The 15,207-nt window shown below is 69.9% G+C and carries 17 protein-coding genes; 11 read left to right on the top strand and 6 right to left on the bottom strand.

The window, feature by feature from the left end:
• Positions 1-43: 43 nt before the first annotated feature.
• The 6 genes from ITJ43_RS04100 to ITJ43_RS04075 form a co-directional block, all read right to left on the bottom strand.
• A complete protein-coding gene (locus ITJ43_RS04100; protein WP_194582536.1) occupies positions 44-1,054 on the bottom strand; it encodes a tocopherol cyclase family protein in 1,011 nt (336 codons plus the stop codon).
• A 66-nt stretch (positions 1,055-1,120) separates the two neighbouring features.
• Positions 1,121-1,840, bottom strand: coding sequence for a VIT1/CCC1 transporter family protein (locus ITJ43_RS04095; protein ID WP_194582534.1), 720 nt, complete (start codon positions 1,838-1,840; stop codon positions 1,121-1,123).
• 103 nt (positions 1,841-1,943) lie between these two features.
• On the bottom strand, positions 1,944-2,483 hold the full coding sequence (locus ITJ43_RS04090; protein WP_194582532.1) for a YaeQ family protein: 540 nt from the start codon (positions 2,481-2,483) through the stop codon (positions 1,944-1,946).
• Between the two features lie 4 nt (positions 2,484-2,487).
• Complete coding sequence (locus tag ITJ43_RS15035) at positions 2,488-2,883, bottom strand: hypothetical protein (protein ID WP_228495473.1); 396 nt, start codon at positions 2,881-2,883, stop codon at positions 2,488-2,490.
• 30 nt (positions 2,884-2,913) lie between these two features.
• The gene (locus tag ITJ43_RS04080) at positions 2,914-3,348 is read right to left on the bottom strand and encodes a PaaI family thioesterase (RefSeq protein WP_194582528.1); all 435 of its coding nucleotides are present in this window, start codon (positions 3,346-3,348) and stop codon (positions 2,914-2,916) included.
• Positions 3,345-4,013, bottom strand: a complete 669-nt coding sequence (locus tag ITJ43_RS04075) for a TetR/AcrR family transcriptional regulator (RefSeq protein WP_323741154.1) — start codon at positions 4,011-4,013, stop codon at positions 3,345-3,347. Before ITJ43_RS04075 ends, ITJ43_RS04080 begins: the two co-directional genes overlap by 4 nt.
• Before the next feature lie 131 nt (positions 4,014-4,144).
• On the opposite strand from ITJ43_RS04075, the gene ITJ43_RS04070 reads away from it, so the two are divergent.
• The 11 genes from ITJ43_RS04070 (at position 4,145) to ITJ43_RS04025 (ending at position 15,149) form a co-directional block, all read left to right on the top strand.
• Positions 4,145-4,918, top strand: a complete 774-nt coding sequence (locus ITJ43_RS04070) for an enoyl-CoA hydratase/isomerase family protein (protein WP_194582525.1) — start codon at positions 4,145-4,147, stop codon at positions 4,916-4,918.
• Entirely contained in the window at positions 4,915-5,793 is an 879-nt protein-coding gene (locus tag ITJ43_RS04065) for a 3-hydroxyacyl-CoA dehydrogenase family protein (RefSeq protein WP_194582524.1), read from the top strand. Before ITJ43_RS04070 ends, ITJ43_RS04065 begins: the two co-directional genes overlap by 4 nt.
• Complete coding sequence (paaZ, locus tag ITJ43_RS04060) at positions 5,790-7,883, top strand: phenylacetic acid degradation bifunctional protein PaaZ (protein ID WP_194582523.1); 2,094 nt, start codon at positions 5,790-5,792, stop codon at positions 7,881-7,883. The genes ITJ43_RS04065 and paaZ overlap by 4 nt, the downstream gene beginning before the upstream one ends.
• Positions 7,884-7,933: 50 nt before the next feature.
• Positions 7,934-8,899: a 1,2-phenylacetyl-CoA epoxidase subunit PaaA gene (paaA, locus tag ITJ43_RS04055; protein ID WP_194582522.1), complete on the top strand. Its 966-nt coding sequence runs from the start codon at positions 7,934-7,936 to the stop codon at positions 8,897-8,899.
• The gene (gene paaB / locus ITJ43_RS04050) at positions 8,899-9,204 is read left to right on the top strand and encodes a 1,2-phenylacetyl-CoA epoxidase subunit PaaB (protein ID WP_194582521.1); all 306 of its coding nucleotides are present in this window, start codon (positions 8,899-8,901) and stop codon (positions 9,202-9,204) included. Before paaA ends, paaB begins: the two co-directional genes overlap by 1 nt.
• Complete coding sequence (gene paaC, locus ITJ43_RS15030) at positions 9,201-10,046, top strand: 1,2-phenylacetyl-CoA epoxidase subunit PaaC (protein WP_228495472.1); 846 nt, start codon at positions 9,201-9,203, stop codon at positions 10,044-10,046. The genes paaB and paaC overlap by 4 nt, the downstream gene beginning before the upstream one ends.
• A 5-nt stretch (positions 10,047-10,051) precedes the next feature.
• Entirely contained in the window at positions 10,052-10,552 is a 501-nt protein-coding gene (paaD, locus tag ITJ43_RS15025) for a 1,2-phenylacetyl-CoA epoxidase subunit PaaD (protein ID WP_323741120.1), read from the top strand.
• A gap of 10 nt (positions 10,553-10,562) precedes the next feature.
• The gene (gene paaE, locus ITJ43_RS04040) at positions 10,563-11,702 is read left to right on the top strand and encodes a 1,2-phenylacetyl-CoA epoxidase subunit PaaE (protein WP_323741119.1); all 1,140 of its coding nucleotides are present in this window, start codon (positions 10,563-10,565) and stop codon (positions 11,700-11,702) included.
• Positions 11,703-11,710: 8 nt separating this feature from the next.
• The gene (locus ITJ43_RS04035) at positions 11,711-12,508 is read left to right on the top strand and encodes an enoyl-CoA hydratase/isomerase family protein (protein WP_323741118.1); all 798 of its coding nucleotides are present in this window, start codon (positions 11,711-11,713) and stop codon (positions 12,506-12,508) included.
• 73 nt (positions 12,509-12,581) lie between these two features.
• Positions 12,582-13,472: an aldo/keto reductase gene (locus ITJ43_RS04030; RefSeq protein WP_194582517.1), complete on the top strand. Its 891-nt coding sequence runs from the start codon at positions 12,582-12,584 to the stop codon at positions 13,470-13,472.
• A 105-nt stretch (positions 13,473-13,577) separates the two neighbouring features.
• Positions 13,578-15,149, top strand: coding sequence for an amino acid permease (locus ITJ43_RS04025; RefSeq protein WP_194582515.1), 1,572 nt, complete (start codon positions 13,578-13,580; stop codon positions 15,147-15,149).
• Positions 15,150-15,207 lie beyond the last annotated feature (58 nt).

Here is a 15,207-nt window from a genome sequence, read left to right as displayed (position 1 = left end):
CGGTCGCACGTCGTGGTGGCCGCCTTCTTCGGCGGCCACCACGTCAGGGCAGAGTGAGCAGGCGCTCGATGTCGCCGAAGACCTCCAGGCCCGCGCACTCCCCCGTCCCCTCCAGCAGCACTCGTCCCTCGGCGTCGGTATGCCGGATGCGCACGCGTGCGTCGAGTGTCTCTTCCACGCGCTGATGCATGGCGGTGCGCAGCGGTGAGTGCAGCAACCCTCCGCGTACCCGTTGAGCTTCGAGCTCCAGGATGCCGTCGGGCCCGCTCATGCTCCACCGCACGCGGTCATCGTCGATCTGCAGTTCCCGCTCACGGGCGCCGTTGTACGTCGCCCAGCGGTGCAGGCGCCCGCCGTGGCGCAGACCCACGATCGAACCCCGGAACGATCCGCGCAGCCACGGGATGATGGCCACCGACGCCACGAGCGAGGCCCCCGCCCCGTCACCGCTGGTCGCGTCGACGTGATTGGACGCGAGCCACACGTACCCCGCGGGAAAGGCCTGACCCCAGTCCTTCTCGATATAGCCGCGGCCGTCGTCGAAGCGGACGTCGGAGCCCTCGACCGCGAGCGTGCCGGCGAGGGTGTGGCCGAACGAGACGACACCGTGGAAGCACTCCATGAAGGGGACGAGCCCGTACCAACCCATGATCCCCGGCTCACGCAGCGTCACCGGCCACGGCTCGAGCGGTGTCGCGTACGAGAGGCGGCCACGCAGCTGCGGCAGATCGAGTTCGACCCCGGATGCATCGAAGTGGTTCGCTCCGACCCGCACATCGAACATCCGCTCGGATGCCGAGAACTCGTGGGCGTCGAATCGGTGGTACCACGAGCGTCCCGACACCCCGTCGAGCACCTGCACGAAGGCCTCGTCCACCGGCATCCCACCCGAACCGTCGCCGCGGAAGACCCCGGGGATCACCGCCCAGCGCTGCGAACGATCGGCGGTGACGAGCTTGACGTACCAGCCCTCGAAGAACGGACGCCCCGCGCCGCGGCCGTGGAAGGCCTCGGGATGCCGCGCCCCGCGCACATACGCCACCGGTGTCCGCATGCGGCTCACCCTACGCGCCGGGATCGTCGAGCGGTGCGGCGCAGCCGCGAGTCGAAAAGCGCCGAATCAGCCGACGGTGGTGCCGAAGAGGGTGCCCACCAGATACGTCGCGCCCAGCGCCAGCGCACCACCGATGACCGTGCGCATGATCGCGCGTCCGCGGTTCGCGCCGCCGATCCATGCGGCGAGGTAGCCGGTGACCGCGAGCGCGACGAGCACGGCGATGAACGTCCAGATGAGGCGCGCCGGGTGCGGCAGGAACAGAATCGTGGCCATCGGCAGCAGAGCACCGACGGTGAAGGCGATCGCCGAGGCGAGCGCGGCGTGCCACGGGCTCACGACGTCGTCCTGATCGATGTTGAGCTCGGCCGACAGGTGGGCGGCGAGCGCATCGCGCGCGGTCAGCTCGGTCGCGACGCGCGTGGCGGTGTCTTCCGTGAGTCCTTGGGCTCGGTAGATGCCGATGAGCTCGGCGAGCTCGGCCTCGGGGTCGTCGGCGAGTTCCTTGCGCTCCTTTTCGATGAGCGCACGCTCCGAGTCGCGCTGGCTCGACACCGACACGTACTCGCCCAGGGCCATGGAGATCGCGCCGCCGACGAGTGCCGCCGACCCGGCGAGCAGCACCGGCATGACCTCCGACGTTGCCCCGGCGACACCGACAACGACCGCCGCCGTGGATACGATGCCGTCGTTGGCACCGAGCACGCCGGCCCGCAGCCAGTTCAGCCGCTGGGCCATTCCGGCGCGGTGGGGCTCGTCGGGATGGGCAGAGGTGATCTCGGTCATCCCCTCACGCTAAGGTGCCCCGGACACCGACGCCAGGAAGGCAAGCCCTACCAATCCGGCGTACCCGGGCCGCCCGTGTGCCTGCGGCGCATGCACGGTCGCGTCAGGCGAGGGCGTGCTCGTGCAGCGCGGACGACAGACTCACGCCGTTGACGTCGAGGTACAGCTGCCCCTCGGTCACCGAGAGGGTCACGGCGTTGCGGCGCGCGACCGCGGCGGCCGCAGCATCCACGAAGCCGACATCGAACGTGCGCAGCGGGATATCCTCCGCGCGGTGGATCTTCTTGCCCGCCCACAGCGGCAGCAGCTTGGCCGGGTCGCGGTGACTGTAGACGACGGTGCGGTCGGCGAGCTTGCTACCGCGGTGCAGCCGATCGGCGTCGGGAGCGCCGACCTCGATCCAGGCGGTGATCGCGCCGGTCGCGTCGCGCACCAAGACGGCGGGTTCGTCGGTGGCCGAGACTCCTTCGGTGAACGCGATGCCGTCGGTGTACTCCAGGCAATAGGCGAGCAGTCGCGTCACCATGAACGCGTCGGTCTCGGAGGGATGCCGCGCCATGCGCAGCGCTACCTCCTCGTAGAGACCGCGGTCGACGTCGGCGATCTGGACATCGAAGGTGTGCATCACCGCGCCGGTCGCCATACCTTCAGCCTAGGGGGGCTGCGCCGCTATCCTGAGTGCACCCGAAGGAGAACCGGATGCCGCTCACTGACGACGCGTCGCGCACCGAGGCGATCGCCGAGTACGGCATCGTCGGCGCCCCCACCGAAGCGCACCTGGTGGGACTCGCTCGCGTGGCGACCACGCTGTGCCGGGCGACGAGCGCTTCGCCACCAATCCTTTCGTCACCGGCGAACGCGGACACATCCGTTTCTACGCATCGAGCCCGCTGATCACTCCGGGCGGCGTCGCGATCGGCACTCTCTGCGTCTTCGACGACGAGGAGGGCGACCTGACCGCCGAGCAGAGCGCCGCGCTCGATCTGCTCGCGCACCAGGCCGTCGAGGTGCTGCTCGCCTATGCCCGCGCCGGGGGCGCCCATCCCAAGCGGGAGCCGACGCCGCTTCCGGGGCTACTCGGGGTCGATCAAGAAGTTCGTGATCCGCGCCGTCGCGAGAAGCGACCCGTCATCGTGCGTGACGACGATCTGGTGGGTCGCCGAGCGCCGGCCCAGGTGCAGGGGCGTCGCTGTCGCATGGATACGCCCGGCTCGCGCCCCGCGGTGGTGGGTGATGTTGAGGTCGACACCGACGCAGGCTTTGCCCCACGTCGACGCGTAGATCAGAGCGGCCCACGAGCCCGCCGCCTCGGCGAGCGCGGCGCTGGCTCCGCCGTGCAGGCGCCCGAGCGACTGAGTGTTGCCGTCGACCGGCATCGACGCGACGACGCGATCGATCGACTGCTCGTGCACCTCGATGCCGAGCTTCTCGTCGAGCGCACCGAGCACGATGCGCCAGGGCTGGCGGGGGCCGACACGAATGGCGGATGCCGCGGCATCCGCCGTCATCCGGTGGTTCCTGTCGAGGCGGACGGGGGACGCGAGGGTCGTTGCAGCCCGTCCAGGGCGATACGCAGCACATCGTCGGCGATCGCGTCGGGAGGTGTGGGGCCGCCGGGCCGGTACCACTCGGTGAGCGAGTTGACCATGCCGAAGATGAGGCGGGTGGCGAGGGCGGCGTCGATGTCGCCGACCAGCGCGCCTTCATCTTGTGCGGCGCGAACGAGGGCGGTCACCCGCTGGTCGAAGGTGCGGCGCCGGTCGAGGGCGGCGCGTTCGATGTCGCTGTTGCCGCGGACGCGCAGCAGCAATGTCACCTCGGGCAGCTTCGCCACGAGTACCCCGACGGCGCCCCGCAGGACGTCGCGGAGCCGCTCGATCGCGGCGGCGGGCCGCTCCTGAGCATCGTCGAGGACGGCGTCCAGCGCCGTCAACGCGTCGTCGAGGGCGTCTCGCAGAATCGACTCCTTGGAGTCGACATGGTGGTACAGCGCCGACTTGGTCAGGCCCAGGCGCGATGCGAGGTCGGCGACCGAGGTCGCGTCGTACCCCTGCTCGTTGAAGAGGTCGACGGCGATGCGGACGACCTGTTGCCGGTCGTAGCCGGGGCGGCCTCGTCGGGCCACCGCATGCGGGCCGGTCGGCGCCGTCGCCGCGAACTGCGTGGCTTTCACCGTCGTCACTCCCCTCGCGCGCCCGGCGGCACGGTTGCCGGTCACGGAGCGCTCTGTCATTATTACTGAACGAGCATTCAGTAAACAAGTTCGAGCCCGATCCGCCGACGATGGCGGGCGGAAGGATGACGATGTCCGACACCGGTCTGCGCGTCGACGAGCACGATGATCGGGTCGTCGCGATCCTCGATCGCCCGGCGACGCGCAACGCGATCGACCAGGCGATGGTCGACGCGCTGCACGAGGTGTGCGCGCGTCTCGAGCAGACCCCGAAGACGTTGATCCTGACCGGCGCGGGCGGGGTCTTCGCCTCGGGCGCCGATATCGCGCAGCTGCGCGAGCGCACCGGCGCCGATGCGCGTCGCGGCATCAACACCACGGTTTTCGCCCGTGTCCGCGCCCTGCCGATGCCCGTCATCGCCGCCGTCGACGGCTATGCGCTGGGCGGCGGTGCCGAACTGGCCTACTCCGCCGACATCCGCATCGCGACACCCCGCGCCCGCTTCGGCAACCCCGAGACCGGACTCGGCATCATCGCCGCCGCCGGGGCGACCTGGCGTCTGCCCGAGATCGTGGGGCAGGCACGCGCCAGCGACCTGTTGCTGACGGGGCGGATGATCGACGGCGAGACGGCGCTGGCCTGGGGGCTCGTCACTGCACTGCATCCGCCCGATGACCTGCTCGGCGCCGCGCACGCCCTTGCCGAGCGCATCGCGGCCAACGCCGACCATGCCACCGTCCTGACCAAGCGGGCGCTGCTCGCTGCGCCCGCTACGCACCCCGCGATCGAACTCGAGTTTCAGGCAGAGCTGTTCGACAGCCCCGAGAAGCGTGAGCGTATGACCGCATTCTTGGAACACCGTGGCGACGGGGTACGTCCGCGCCGAGGCGGCGTCGACGCATGAATCCGACGGATGCCGCGGCCATCGCCGCCCCGCGCGTCGGCGTGCTGGGCGGAGGCCGGATGGGAGCAGGCATCGCACACGCATTCCTCCTCACCGGCAGCCGGGTGCACCTCGTCGAACGCGACGACGATGCGGCGGTCAGCGCGCGGGACCGCGTGCGTGAGAGCCTCCGCCGATCCGTCGAGCGCGGCTCGACCGTGCGATCGCTGGCCGAGCTCGATTGCGCACTGTCGGTAGGCATCGACGCGACGGGGTTCGGCGGCGCCGACCTGGTGATCGAAGCCGTCCCCGAAGACCGGGCGGTGAAGGAATCTGCGCTCGCCCTCGTCGAAACCGTCGTCGACGCGGCATCCGTTCTCGCTTCCAACACCTCGTCGATCTCGATCGACGCACTCGCCGGCGCACTCGCGCGCCCGGAGCGATTGATCGGTCTGCACTTCTTCAACCCCGTTCCGGCGTCGGCGCTCGTCGAGATCGTCCACGGCACCGCCAGCGCTCCGTCTGTGGTGGAGAGGGCACGCCGATGGGTGCGGGCGCTCGGCAAGACCCCGGTCGTCGTGCGTGACGCACCCGGTTTCGCGTCGAGTCGGCTCGGCGTGCTGCTCGGCCTCGAAGCGATTCGCATGCTCGAGGAAGGCGTGGCCAGTGCGGCCGACATCGACGCGGCGATGGAGCTCGGCTACCGGCATCCGATGGGGCCGTTGCGGACCACCGACATCGTCGGCCTCGATGTGCGCCTCGGGATCGCCGAAGAGTTGCACCGCGCCCTCGGCGAGCGGTTCACCCCACCGGAGCTGCTGCGACGGATGGTCGACGACGGCCGCCTCGGGCGAAAGAGCGGACGCGGATTCTACGAATGGAGCGACGGACGATGACCGACATCCTGCCCAGCTACCTCCGGGATGCCTGGTGGGCCCCCGCCCGCGACGACGCGGCAGCGATTGTCCGCGATGCGTCGACCGGCGCCGAGGTGAGCCGTGTGAGCACCACAGGCATCGATCTCGCCGCCGCCGTCGCACACGCGCGCACCGTGGGTCAGCGCAGCCTCGGCGCACTCACGTTCCACCAGCGTGCGGTGCTGCTGAAGCAGTTCGCCGCGGCGCTGACCGCGCGAAAGGATGAGCTCTACGCCCTGTCGGCGAGCGCCGGGGCCACCGCGCGTGACAGTGCGATCGACGTCGACGGGGGAATCGGCGTGCTCTTCACGTACTCGTCGAAGGGACGACGTGAACTCCCCAACGCTCAGGTGCTCGTCGACGGACCGGCCGAGAACCTCTCGAAAGACGGGTCGTTCCTGGGCCGACACGTCTTCACCCGGCTTCCCGGCGTCGCTGTGCAGATCAACGCGTTCAACTTTCCGATGTGGGGCGCGCTCGAGAAGTTCGCGCCCGCGTTCCTCGCCGGCATGCCCACCCTCGTCAAGCCGGCCACACCGACGGCCTACATCGCAGAGGCGTGGATGCGCATCCTGGTCGATGCCGGCCTGCTCCCCGCCGGCACGCTGCAGCTGGTGAGCGGGCCGGTTCCCGGCCTCTTCGATGTGCTGGGGCTCGGTGACACGATCAGCTTCACCGGCAGCGCCGCGACGGCGGAAGGCCTGCGGGCCCAGGCACGGCCCGGCGTTCGCTTCACCAGCGAGACCGATTCCATCAACGCCTCGGTGCTCGGACCCGACGCTGTGCCCGGAACCCCCGAGTTCGACGCCTTCGTGCGGCAGCTCGTCACCGAGCTGACGGCGAAGGCGGGCCAGAAATGCACCGCGATCCGGCGGGCGATCGTGCCGGCGGGCCTCGAGTCGGATGTCGCCGCGGCGGTCTCCGCGACGATCGCCGAGCGGGTCGTCGTCGGTGACCCGCGCGGGCCCGGCGTGACGATGGGGCCGCTCGTCTCGCAGGAGCAACGCGACGATGTGCTCCGCCAGGTGGCGGCCCTGAAGCGGGCGGGCGGGCGCCTCGTCGTCGGCGACACCGACGCGCCCGAGGTGGTCGACGCCGAGGGCCGCAGGGGCCCCGCCGCGGCCGGGGCGTTCGTCGCGCCCATCGTGCTGGCCTTCGACGCCGCGGATGCCGCTGCGGGCGCGGCGGTGCACGACATCGAAGCGTTCGGTCCGGTCGCCAGTCTGCTCGGCTATCGCAACCTCGACGAGGCCGCCGATCTCGTCGGCCTCGGCGGCGGATCGCTCGTCACGAGCGTCGCCACCCACGATCCGCAGGTGGCCGCTGCGCTGCTGGGCGGCATCGGAGCGTACAACGGTCGCATCCTGTTCCTCGACCGCGACGACGCACGAACCTCCACCGGGCACGGCTCGCCCGTGCCTCATCTCGTGCACGGCGGTCCGGGTCGCGCCGGCGGCGGCGAGGAACTCGGGGGCATGCGCGCCGTCCGCCACTACATGCAGCGGACGGCGGTGCAGGGCTCCCCCCGCATGCTCACCGCTGTGACCGGGATCTGGCACACGGGTGCGGATGTCGACGCCGGCGGCATCCACCCCTTCCGCAAACCGCTCACGCACCTCCGCCTGGGTGACCGCGTCGAGTCGGGCGAACGCGAGGTGACGCTGGCCGACATCGAGACGTTCGCCCATTTCACCGGCGACACGTTCTACGCCCACATGGACGAGGATGCCGCCGCGGCGAACCCGTTCTTCCCCGGACGCGTGGCGCACGGCTATCTGCTGGTCTCCTGGGCGGCGGGGCTGTTCGTCGATCCCGATCCGGGGCCCGTCCTCGCCAACTACGGATTGGAGAACCTGCGCTTCGTCACCCCGGTCTCGCCCGGCGATCGCATCCGCGTGGCGTTGACCGCCAAGCAGATCACTCCGCGCGAGACCGACGACTACGGCGAGGTGCGGTGGGATGCCGTCATCCGCAACCAGCGCGACGAACTGGTCGCCGAGTACGACGTGCTCACTCTGGTGGCGAAGGAAACGGCGCCTCCTGAGGCCGACGAGCTCGTTGCGCCCTGAGAGGCGCGGGCCTATCATTACTGAACGTTCGGTCTGTAAAGGAGTCGACGATGACGACAGCGACGGAGAGCGATCTGCGGGCAGAGTTCGACGCCCTCATCGCCGCCGATCAGCGCATCGAACCGCGCGACTGGATGCCCGAGGCGTATCGCAAGACACTGATCCGCCAGATCTCCCAGCACGCCCACTCCGAGATCATCGGCATGCAGCCCGAGGGCAACTGGATCACGCGGGCACCCAGCCTGCAGCGCAAGGCCATCCTCCTGGCCAAGGTGCAGGACGAAGCCGGCCACGGGCTCTACCTGTACTCGGCGGCGCAGACGCTCGGCATCACGCGCGACGAGATGACGCAGCAGCTCATCGACGGTCGCGCCAAGTACTCGTCGATCTTCAACTATCCGACCCCGACGTGGGCCGACATGGGCGCGATCGGCTGGCTCGTGGACGGCGCCGCGATCTGCAATCAGGTGCCGCTGTGCCGAGCGTCGTACGGACCCTACGGCCGCGCGATGGTGCGCATCTGCAAGGAGGAATCGTTCCACCAGCGGCAGGGCTTCGAAATTCTCCTGACCCTCATGCGCGGCACTCCGGCGCAACGCGAAATGGCGCAGGAGAGCGTGAACCGCTGGTACTGGCCGGCCCTGATGATGTTCGGCCCGCCCGACGAGTCGTCGCCGAACTCGGCGCAGTCCATGGCGTGGAAGATCAAGCGATTCGGCAACGACGAGCTGCGTCAGCGCTTCGTCGGCATGCTCGTTCCGCAGGCCGAAGCTCTGGGGGTCACTCTCCCCGACCCCGCGCTGCGGTTCGATGAGGAGTGCGACCGATGGATCATGAGCGAGATCGACTGGAGCGAGTTCACCGAGGTTCTCGCGGGAAATGGTCCGATGAACGCCGCGCGCATCCGCACCCGGCGCGACGCGCACGACGAGGGCGCCTGGGTGCGCGACGCCGCGGCGGCGTACGCCGCCAAGAAGGCGGATGCCGCCGGCGCCGAGCCCGAGAGGGCCGCCTGATGGCGACGCCGGGCAGCTCGGCGACCGAGACGTGGCCCCTCTGGGAGGTGTTCGTACGGGCGAGCCGCGGGCTGAGCCACGTGCATGTCGGATCTCTTCACGCCCCCGACGCAGAGCTCGCGGTGCGCAACGCCCGCGACCTGTACACCCGGCGCGGCGAAGGCGTGTCGATCTGGGTGGTGCCCTCGGATGCCGTGACCACGAGCGATCCGGGAGCGAAGGGGGCCTTCTTCGAGTCGCCCGCGGGCAAGAATTACCGCCACGCGGCGTACTACACGGCATCCGAGGGGGTGCCGCACCTATGAGCTCTCTGCCGGTCGATGCTGCGCACGAGGATGCGCACGGGCACGTCACGGTTGACGAGGTCGCGCTCGCCGTGGAGCTCCCCGGCGCGGACGACCGAACGGGTTCGGCCGACGTGGCCGAATATGCGCTGCGTCTGGGCGACGATGCGCTGATCCTCGCGCAGCAGCTCTCCCGCTGGATCGCGCATGCCCCCGAGCTGGAGGAAGATGTCGCGCTCGGCAACATCGCGCTCGACCTGTTGGGGCACGCCCGTGCACTGCTGCGGTTCGCGGGCACCTACGACGGTCGGTCGGAAGACGACCTGGCGTACTTCCGTGATGAGGCCGAGTTTCGCAGCGCCTGGCTGTTCGAGCAGGACAACGGCGACTTCGCGCGCACCATCGCCCGTCAGCTGGCAGCCTCGATCTACCTCTTCGAGCTGTACAGCAGCCTGCAGCACTCACGTGAGCCTGCGCTGGCGGCCATCGCCGCGAAAGCGGTGAAGGAGGTCGATTACCACCGCGATCACGCCGTGCAATGGACGCTCCGCCTCGCCGGCGGAACCGACGAGTCCCGGCGGCGGCTGCAGCGGGGACTCGACGATGTCTGGCCCTATGTCGGCGAGCTGTTCCAGGACGACGAGCTCGTCGCCCGTCTCGACGGCATCGCCGCGGTGCCCTCGACGTTGCGCGCCAGGTTCGACAGGGTCGTCGACGCCGTCCTCGCCGAAGAGCGCCTGAGCGCGCCGTCGGTGCCTACGGCGGCCGGGGGCGGGCGGGCGGGACGCCACTTTCCGACGATGGGGTTCATCCTGGCCGAGATGCAGGTGCTCGCGCGTCAGCATCCGGGGGCGACGTGGTGAGCGCCGTGGCCGCGCCGCAGACGGACCCGGTCCGGCTCGAGACGGCGCGCGCGGTCGCCGCCGCGGTGCGCGACCCGGAGGTACCCGTCCTCACGATCGACGATCTGGGCGTCCTGCGGGGCGTTCAGCTCATCGAGGGCACGGTCGTCGTGACGATCACGCCCACCTATTCCGGCTGCCCGGCGATGGGCGCGATCCGGGACGATCTCGTGCTGGCATTGACGTCGGAGGGGTTCTCCGACGTGCGGGTCGTCACGGTGCTCGCCCCCGCGTGGACGACCGACTGGATGAGCGCGCAAGGTCGCGAGGCGCTCGCCGCCTACGGCATTGCGCCGCCGACGGGTCGGGCGCCTGCCGGCGCGGTGCGGGTGCGCCTGGCAGTGCGATGCCCTCGGTGCGGCGGCCTCGACACCCGGGAGGTGTCGCGCTTCGGCTCGACCTCGTGCAAGGCCCTCTATGAATGCCGGGGCTGCCTCGAGCCGTTCGACCACTTCAAGGCGCACTGAGAGGCCGCCCGTGACGACAACGACGCCCACCCCACCCGCGACCGACGCGCGCGCCTCCGCCCGTCGGCGGGCTCGTTTCCACCCGCTGCGCGTGAGCGCGGTGCGCGCGTTGACGGCGGATGCCGTGGAGGTCACGTTCGCCGTCCCGGCCGAGCTGGCCGATGCGTTCGACTACGCACCGGGGCAGTACGTGGCGCTGCGCACCCGGGTCGACGGGGTGGAGGTCCGTCGCTCGTACTCGATCTGCCGGCCACCGAGCCCCGGCGCACTGACCGTGGGTATCAAGCGCGACCCGGGCGGCCGGTTCTCGACCTGGGCGCAGACGCAGCTGCGCCCCGGCGACGAGATCGAGGTGATGAACCCCCAGGGAACGTTCGTGTCGGCGCGCACCGACCGCACGACCGGTCACGTCGTCGGCATCGCGGCGGGTTCGGGAATCACACCGATCATGGCGCTCGCGGCATCCGTCCTCGGAGCGTCCGATACGACGAGGTTCACCCTCGTGTACACGAACCGCTCGTCGACCGACGTCATGTTCGTCGACGAACTCGCAGATCTGAAGGATCGGTACCCGGCCCGCCTGGCCGTGCACCACGTGCTCTCGCGGGAGCAGCGCACCGCCCCCGTACTGTCGGGACGCATCGACGAGCAGCGACTGCGGGTGATCCTCGATGCACTGGTGCGACCCGCGAGCGTCGACGAGTGGTTCCTGTGCGGCCCGCTCGCGCTGGTGCAACTGTGCCGTGACGTGCTCGCCGACGTCGGCGTCGACGCCGCCCGCGTGCGCTTCGAGCTGTTCACCGCCGGCGCGTCGCCGATGGCGCCATCGGGCGCGGCGCCGTCGATCTCGGCCCGGCACGATGAGCCGGTGCGCACGATCGAGCTCACCCTCGACGGCACCTCGGCGAGGGTCGAGAGCCCCGTGTCCGCGCACGAGTCGATCTTGGCGGCGGCGCTGCGGGTGCGGGCCGATGTGCCGTTCGCGTGCGCCGGGGGCGTCTGCGGCACGTGCCGCGCACGCCTCGTCGAGGGATCGGTGCAGATGAGCGAGAACTACGCGCTCGAGCCGGACGAGATCGAGCGCGGGTACGTGCTGACCTGCCAGTCCCACCCGACGAGCGACCGCGTCGTCGTCGACTACGACGTGTGAGGAGGACCGTGATCGACTATGCCTTCGAACGGGTGCCGACGGATGCCGGGTCCACGGCCGACCTGGCGACCATCACCCTCCAGCGCCCCGGGGCTCTCAACGCTCTGGACGAGCAGGCTCTTCGCGATCTCGACGCGGCGTATCGACGCGCCGAAGACGACGGAGCCCGTGCGGTGCTGCTGCAGGGGGAAGGACGCGCGTTCTGCGCGGGTCGCGATATCGCCGGCGTCGACCCGCGCACCGACGACGTGCCGGGATATCTGAACGACCTGCTCGCGCCCCTCCTGCAGCGCATCGCGGCCTTCCCCGCCCCGACGTTCGCCGCAGCGCAGGGCGCCTGTCTCGGGGTCGGGCTCGGACTGCTCATCGCCACCGATGTCGTCTACGTCGCCGACGACGCGAAGATCGGCTCGCCCTTCGCCGCGCTCGGCGCGATGCTCGATTCGGGCGGTCATGCCTTCTTGCTCGAGCGGCTCGGTGCGCACCGTTCCCTCGACCTGATCTACAGCGGCCACCTCCTCAGCGGCGCCGAGGCCGTCGCCTCCGGATTGTTCTCGCAGCGGATGCCCGGTGACGAACTGGCTTCGCGCACCCGGGCAGCGGCGCTGGCCGCGGCATCCGGCCCGACCGCCGCCTTCCTCGAGAGCAAGCGCCTGCTGTGGCGGCTGCGCACCGAACGTCTCGGCTTCTGGGACGCACTCGAGGCGGAAAGCCGGGCGCAAGCGCGACTGTCGGGGACAGAGGACTATCGGGAGGGGTTCGCGGCGTTCGCCGAGAAGCGCGCGCCGGTGTTCCGCGGACGCTGAGCAGCCCCGGTGTCGCACGGGTGGGGCAGACTCGATGGCACACGCCCAGCCGTCCGCCTCGGAAGGAACCCCCATGCAGCAACGCACGATCGGACCGTTCGCCGTCTCCGCCATCGGCCTCGGGGCCATGCCGGTCTCGATGAACAACGACAACGTCTTCCCCGAGCGCGCCGACGCGATCGCGACGATACACGCGGCACTGGATGCCGGGATCACCTACATCGACACCGCCGACATCTACGCCCCCTCGTGGGATCAGATGGGCCACAACGAGCGCATCGTCCGTGACGCGCTCGCCTCGTGGCACGGCGACGCCAGCGGCATCCTGGTCGGGACGAAGGGCGGCATCACCCGCACCGCCGAAAAGGACTTCGGACGCGACGGCTCGCTCGCCTATCTGCGGTCGGCCGTGGAGCGTTCGATGGAGAACCTCGGCGTCGAGGTGATCGACTTCTACCAGTACCACCGCCCCGATCGGTGGATGGTCTACGGCGAGGTGATGCAGAACCTGAAGACCCTGCAGGATGAGGGGCTCGTCCGCGCCATCGGCATCTCGAACGCGAGCGTCGAGGAGATCGCCATCGCCCGCCAGGTGCTCGGCGAGGGCAACCTCGCGAGCGTGCAGAACCAGTTCTCGCCGCGGTACCCGAGCAGCTACGGCGAGCTGACCTCCTGCGAGGAGCACGGCATCGCGTTCCTGCCGTGGAGCCCGCTGGGCGGCACCGGCGGCGGCGCCCGCGACGTGGGCGACCGGTTCGGGGTGTTCCGCGAGATCGGCGACGCCCACGACGTGAGCCCGCAGCAGGTCGTGCTCGCCTGGGAGCTGTCGCTGAGCCCGGTCGTCATTCCGATTCCGGGGGCGCGACGCGCGGCATCCATCATCGACTCCGCTCGGGCCGCCGACCTCGAGCTCAGCACCGACGAGCTGGCGCGGTGCTCGGCGGCGGTCGGCCTCGAGCTCTGAGTCCACGTCTGCGCCCCCGCGCCGACCCCGACCATTGGCTGATTTTTCACGACACGCGTGCCGGGGTGCTGGGCATGCCAAACGCGACACCTCCATGATTGCTGGATGACCGACAAGGACGCGATCACCCGGATGGACCCCGAAGACGCGCGTGAGAACGCCCGCGAGCTCACCGGCGACCGCATCGAGTCGGTCCAGGACTTCTCCAGCGAAGAAGCCGGCTACCACAAGACACTCCGCCCCCGGCAGATCCAGATGATCGCCATCGGCGGCGCCATCGGCACCGGCCTGTTCATGGGCGCCGGCAGCCGCCTCGCCGGCAGTGGCCCCGCGCTGATCCTCGTCTATGCCGTCTGCGGCTTCTTCGCCTTCCTCATCCTGCGTGCGCTCGGCGAACTCGTACTGCACCGCCCGTCGTCGGGCTCGTTCGTGTCGTACGCGCGCGAGTTCTACGGTGAGAAGCTCGCCTTCGGCGCGGGCTGGATGTACTTCCTCAACTGGGCGATGACCTCGATCGTCGACGTCACAGCGGCCGCGCTGTACGTGCGGTTCTGGGCGCAGTATTGGACGCCGCTGCAGGAGATTCCGCAGTGGCTCATCGCACTCATCGCGTTGGTCGTCGTGCTGTCACTCAACCTCGTGAGCGTCAAGCTGTTCGGCGAGATGGAGTTCTGGTTCGCGCTCGTCAAGGTGGCGGCGCTCGTGATCTTCCTGATCGTGGGCACGTGCTTCCTGATCTTCGGCGGCGCGACCGACGTCGGACCCACCGGTTTCAGCGTGATCTCCGACAACGGCGGCCTGTTCCCGATGGGCTTCGTCGCGCCGCTGCTGGCGATCTCGGGCGTGGTCTTCGCGTACGCCGCGATCGAGCTGGTCGGCACCGCGGCGGGCGAGACCGAGAACCCCGAGAAAGTCATGCCGAAGGCCATCAACACGGTCGTCTTCCGCATCGCGATCTTCTATGTCGGCTCGATCCTGCTGCTCTCGCTGTTGCTGCCGTTCAGCACCTACGAGGCGGGTCAATCGCCTTTCGTGACGTTCTTCTCGCACATCGGCTCACCCGAGACCGGCGCCGTCGCTGGCTCCGTCATGAACTTCGTCGTGCTGACCGCGGCCCTGTCGAGCCTCAACGCCGGCCTCTACTCCACCGGCCGCATCCTGCGTTCGATGTCGGTCAACGGATCCGCTCCGGCCTTCACCGCGAAGATGAGCAAGAACGGCGTCCCCTACGGCGGCATCCTGTTGACCGCCGTCATCACCCTCGCCGGTGTGGGCATCAATGCACTCTGGCCGTCGCAGGCCTTCGAGATCGTGCTCGAGGTCTCGGCGCTCGGCATCATCGGCGGCTGGGCGACGATCATCCTGTGCCAACTCAAGCTCGTGAAATGGGCGAAGGAGGGCAAGCTGCAGCGCCCCTCGTTCCGCCTGTTCGGCGCACCGTTCACCTCGTACCTGACGCTCGCCTTCCTGCTGTTCGTGCTCGTGACGATGGGCTTCTCCGAGACGGGCCGGTGGGTGCTGGCGTCGCTGCTGGTGCTGATCCCTGCGCTGATCATCGGCTGGTTCGGCGCCCGTCCCAAGATCCAGGCCGCGGTGGCCGCCCGCGAGGGCTACACCGGCACGCACCCCGTGATCGCGGAGCGGCAGGCAACAGAAGCGGCGCGGCGGCGGCGCTGACCGCGGCATCCCCTCCCCCGGAGGGGGCGCGTCCGGGGTGACATGTCAGACTGTCGGC

This window comes from Microbacterium sp. VKM Ac-2870 (genome assembly GCF_015350795.1).
In the GTDB taxonomy this organism is placed as follows: Bacteria; Actinomycetota; Actinomycetes; order Actinomycetales; family Microbacteriaceae; genus Microbacterium.
This window is presented reverse-complemented; position numbering and strand designations above follow the sequence as displayed.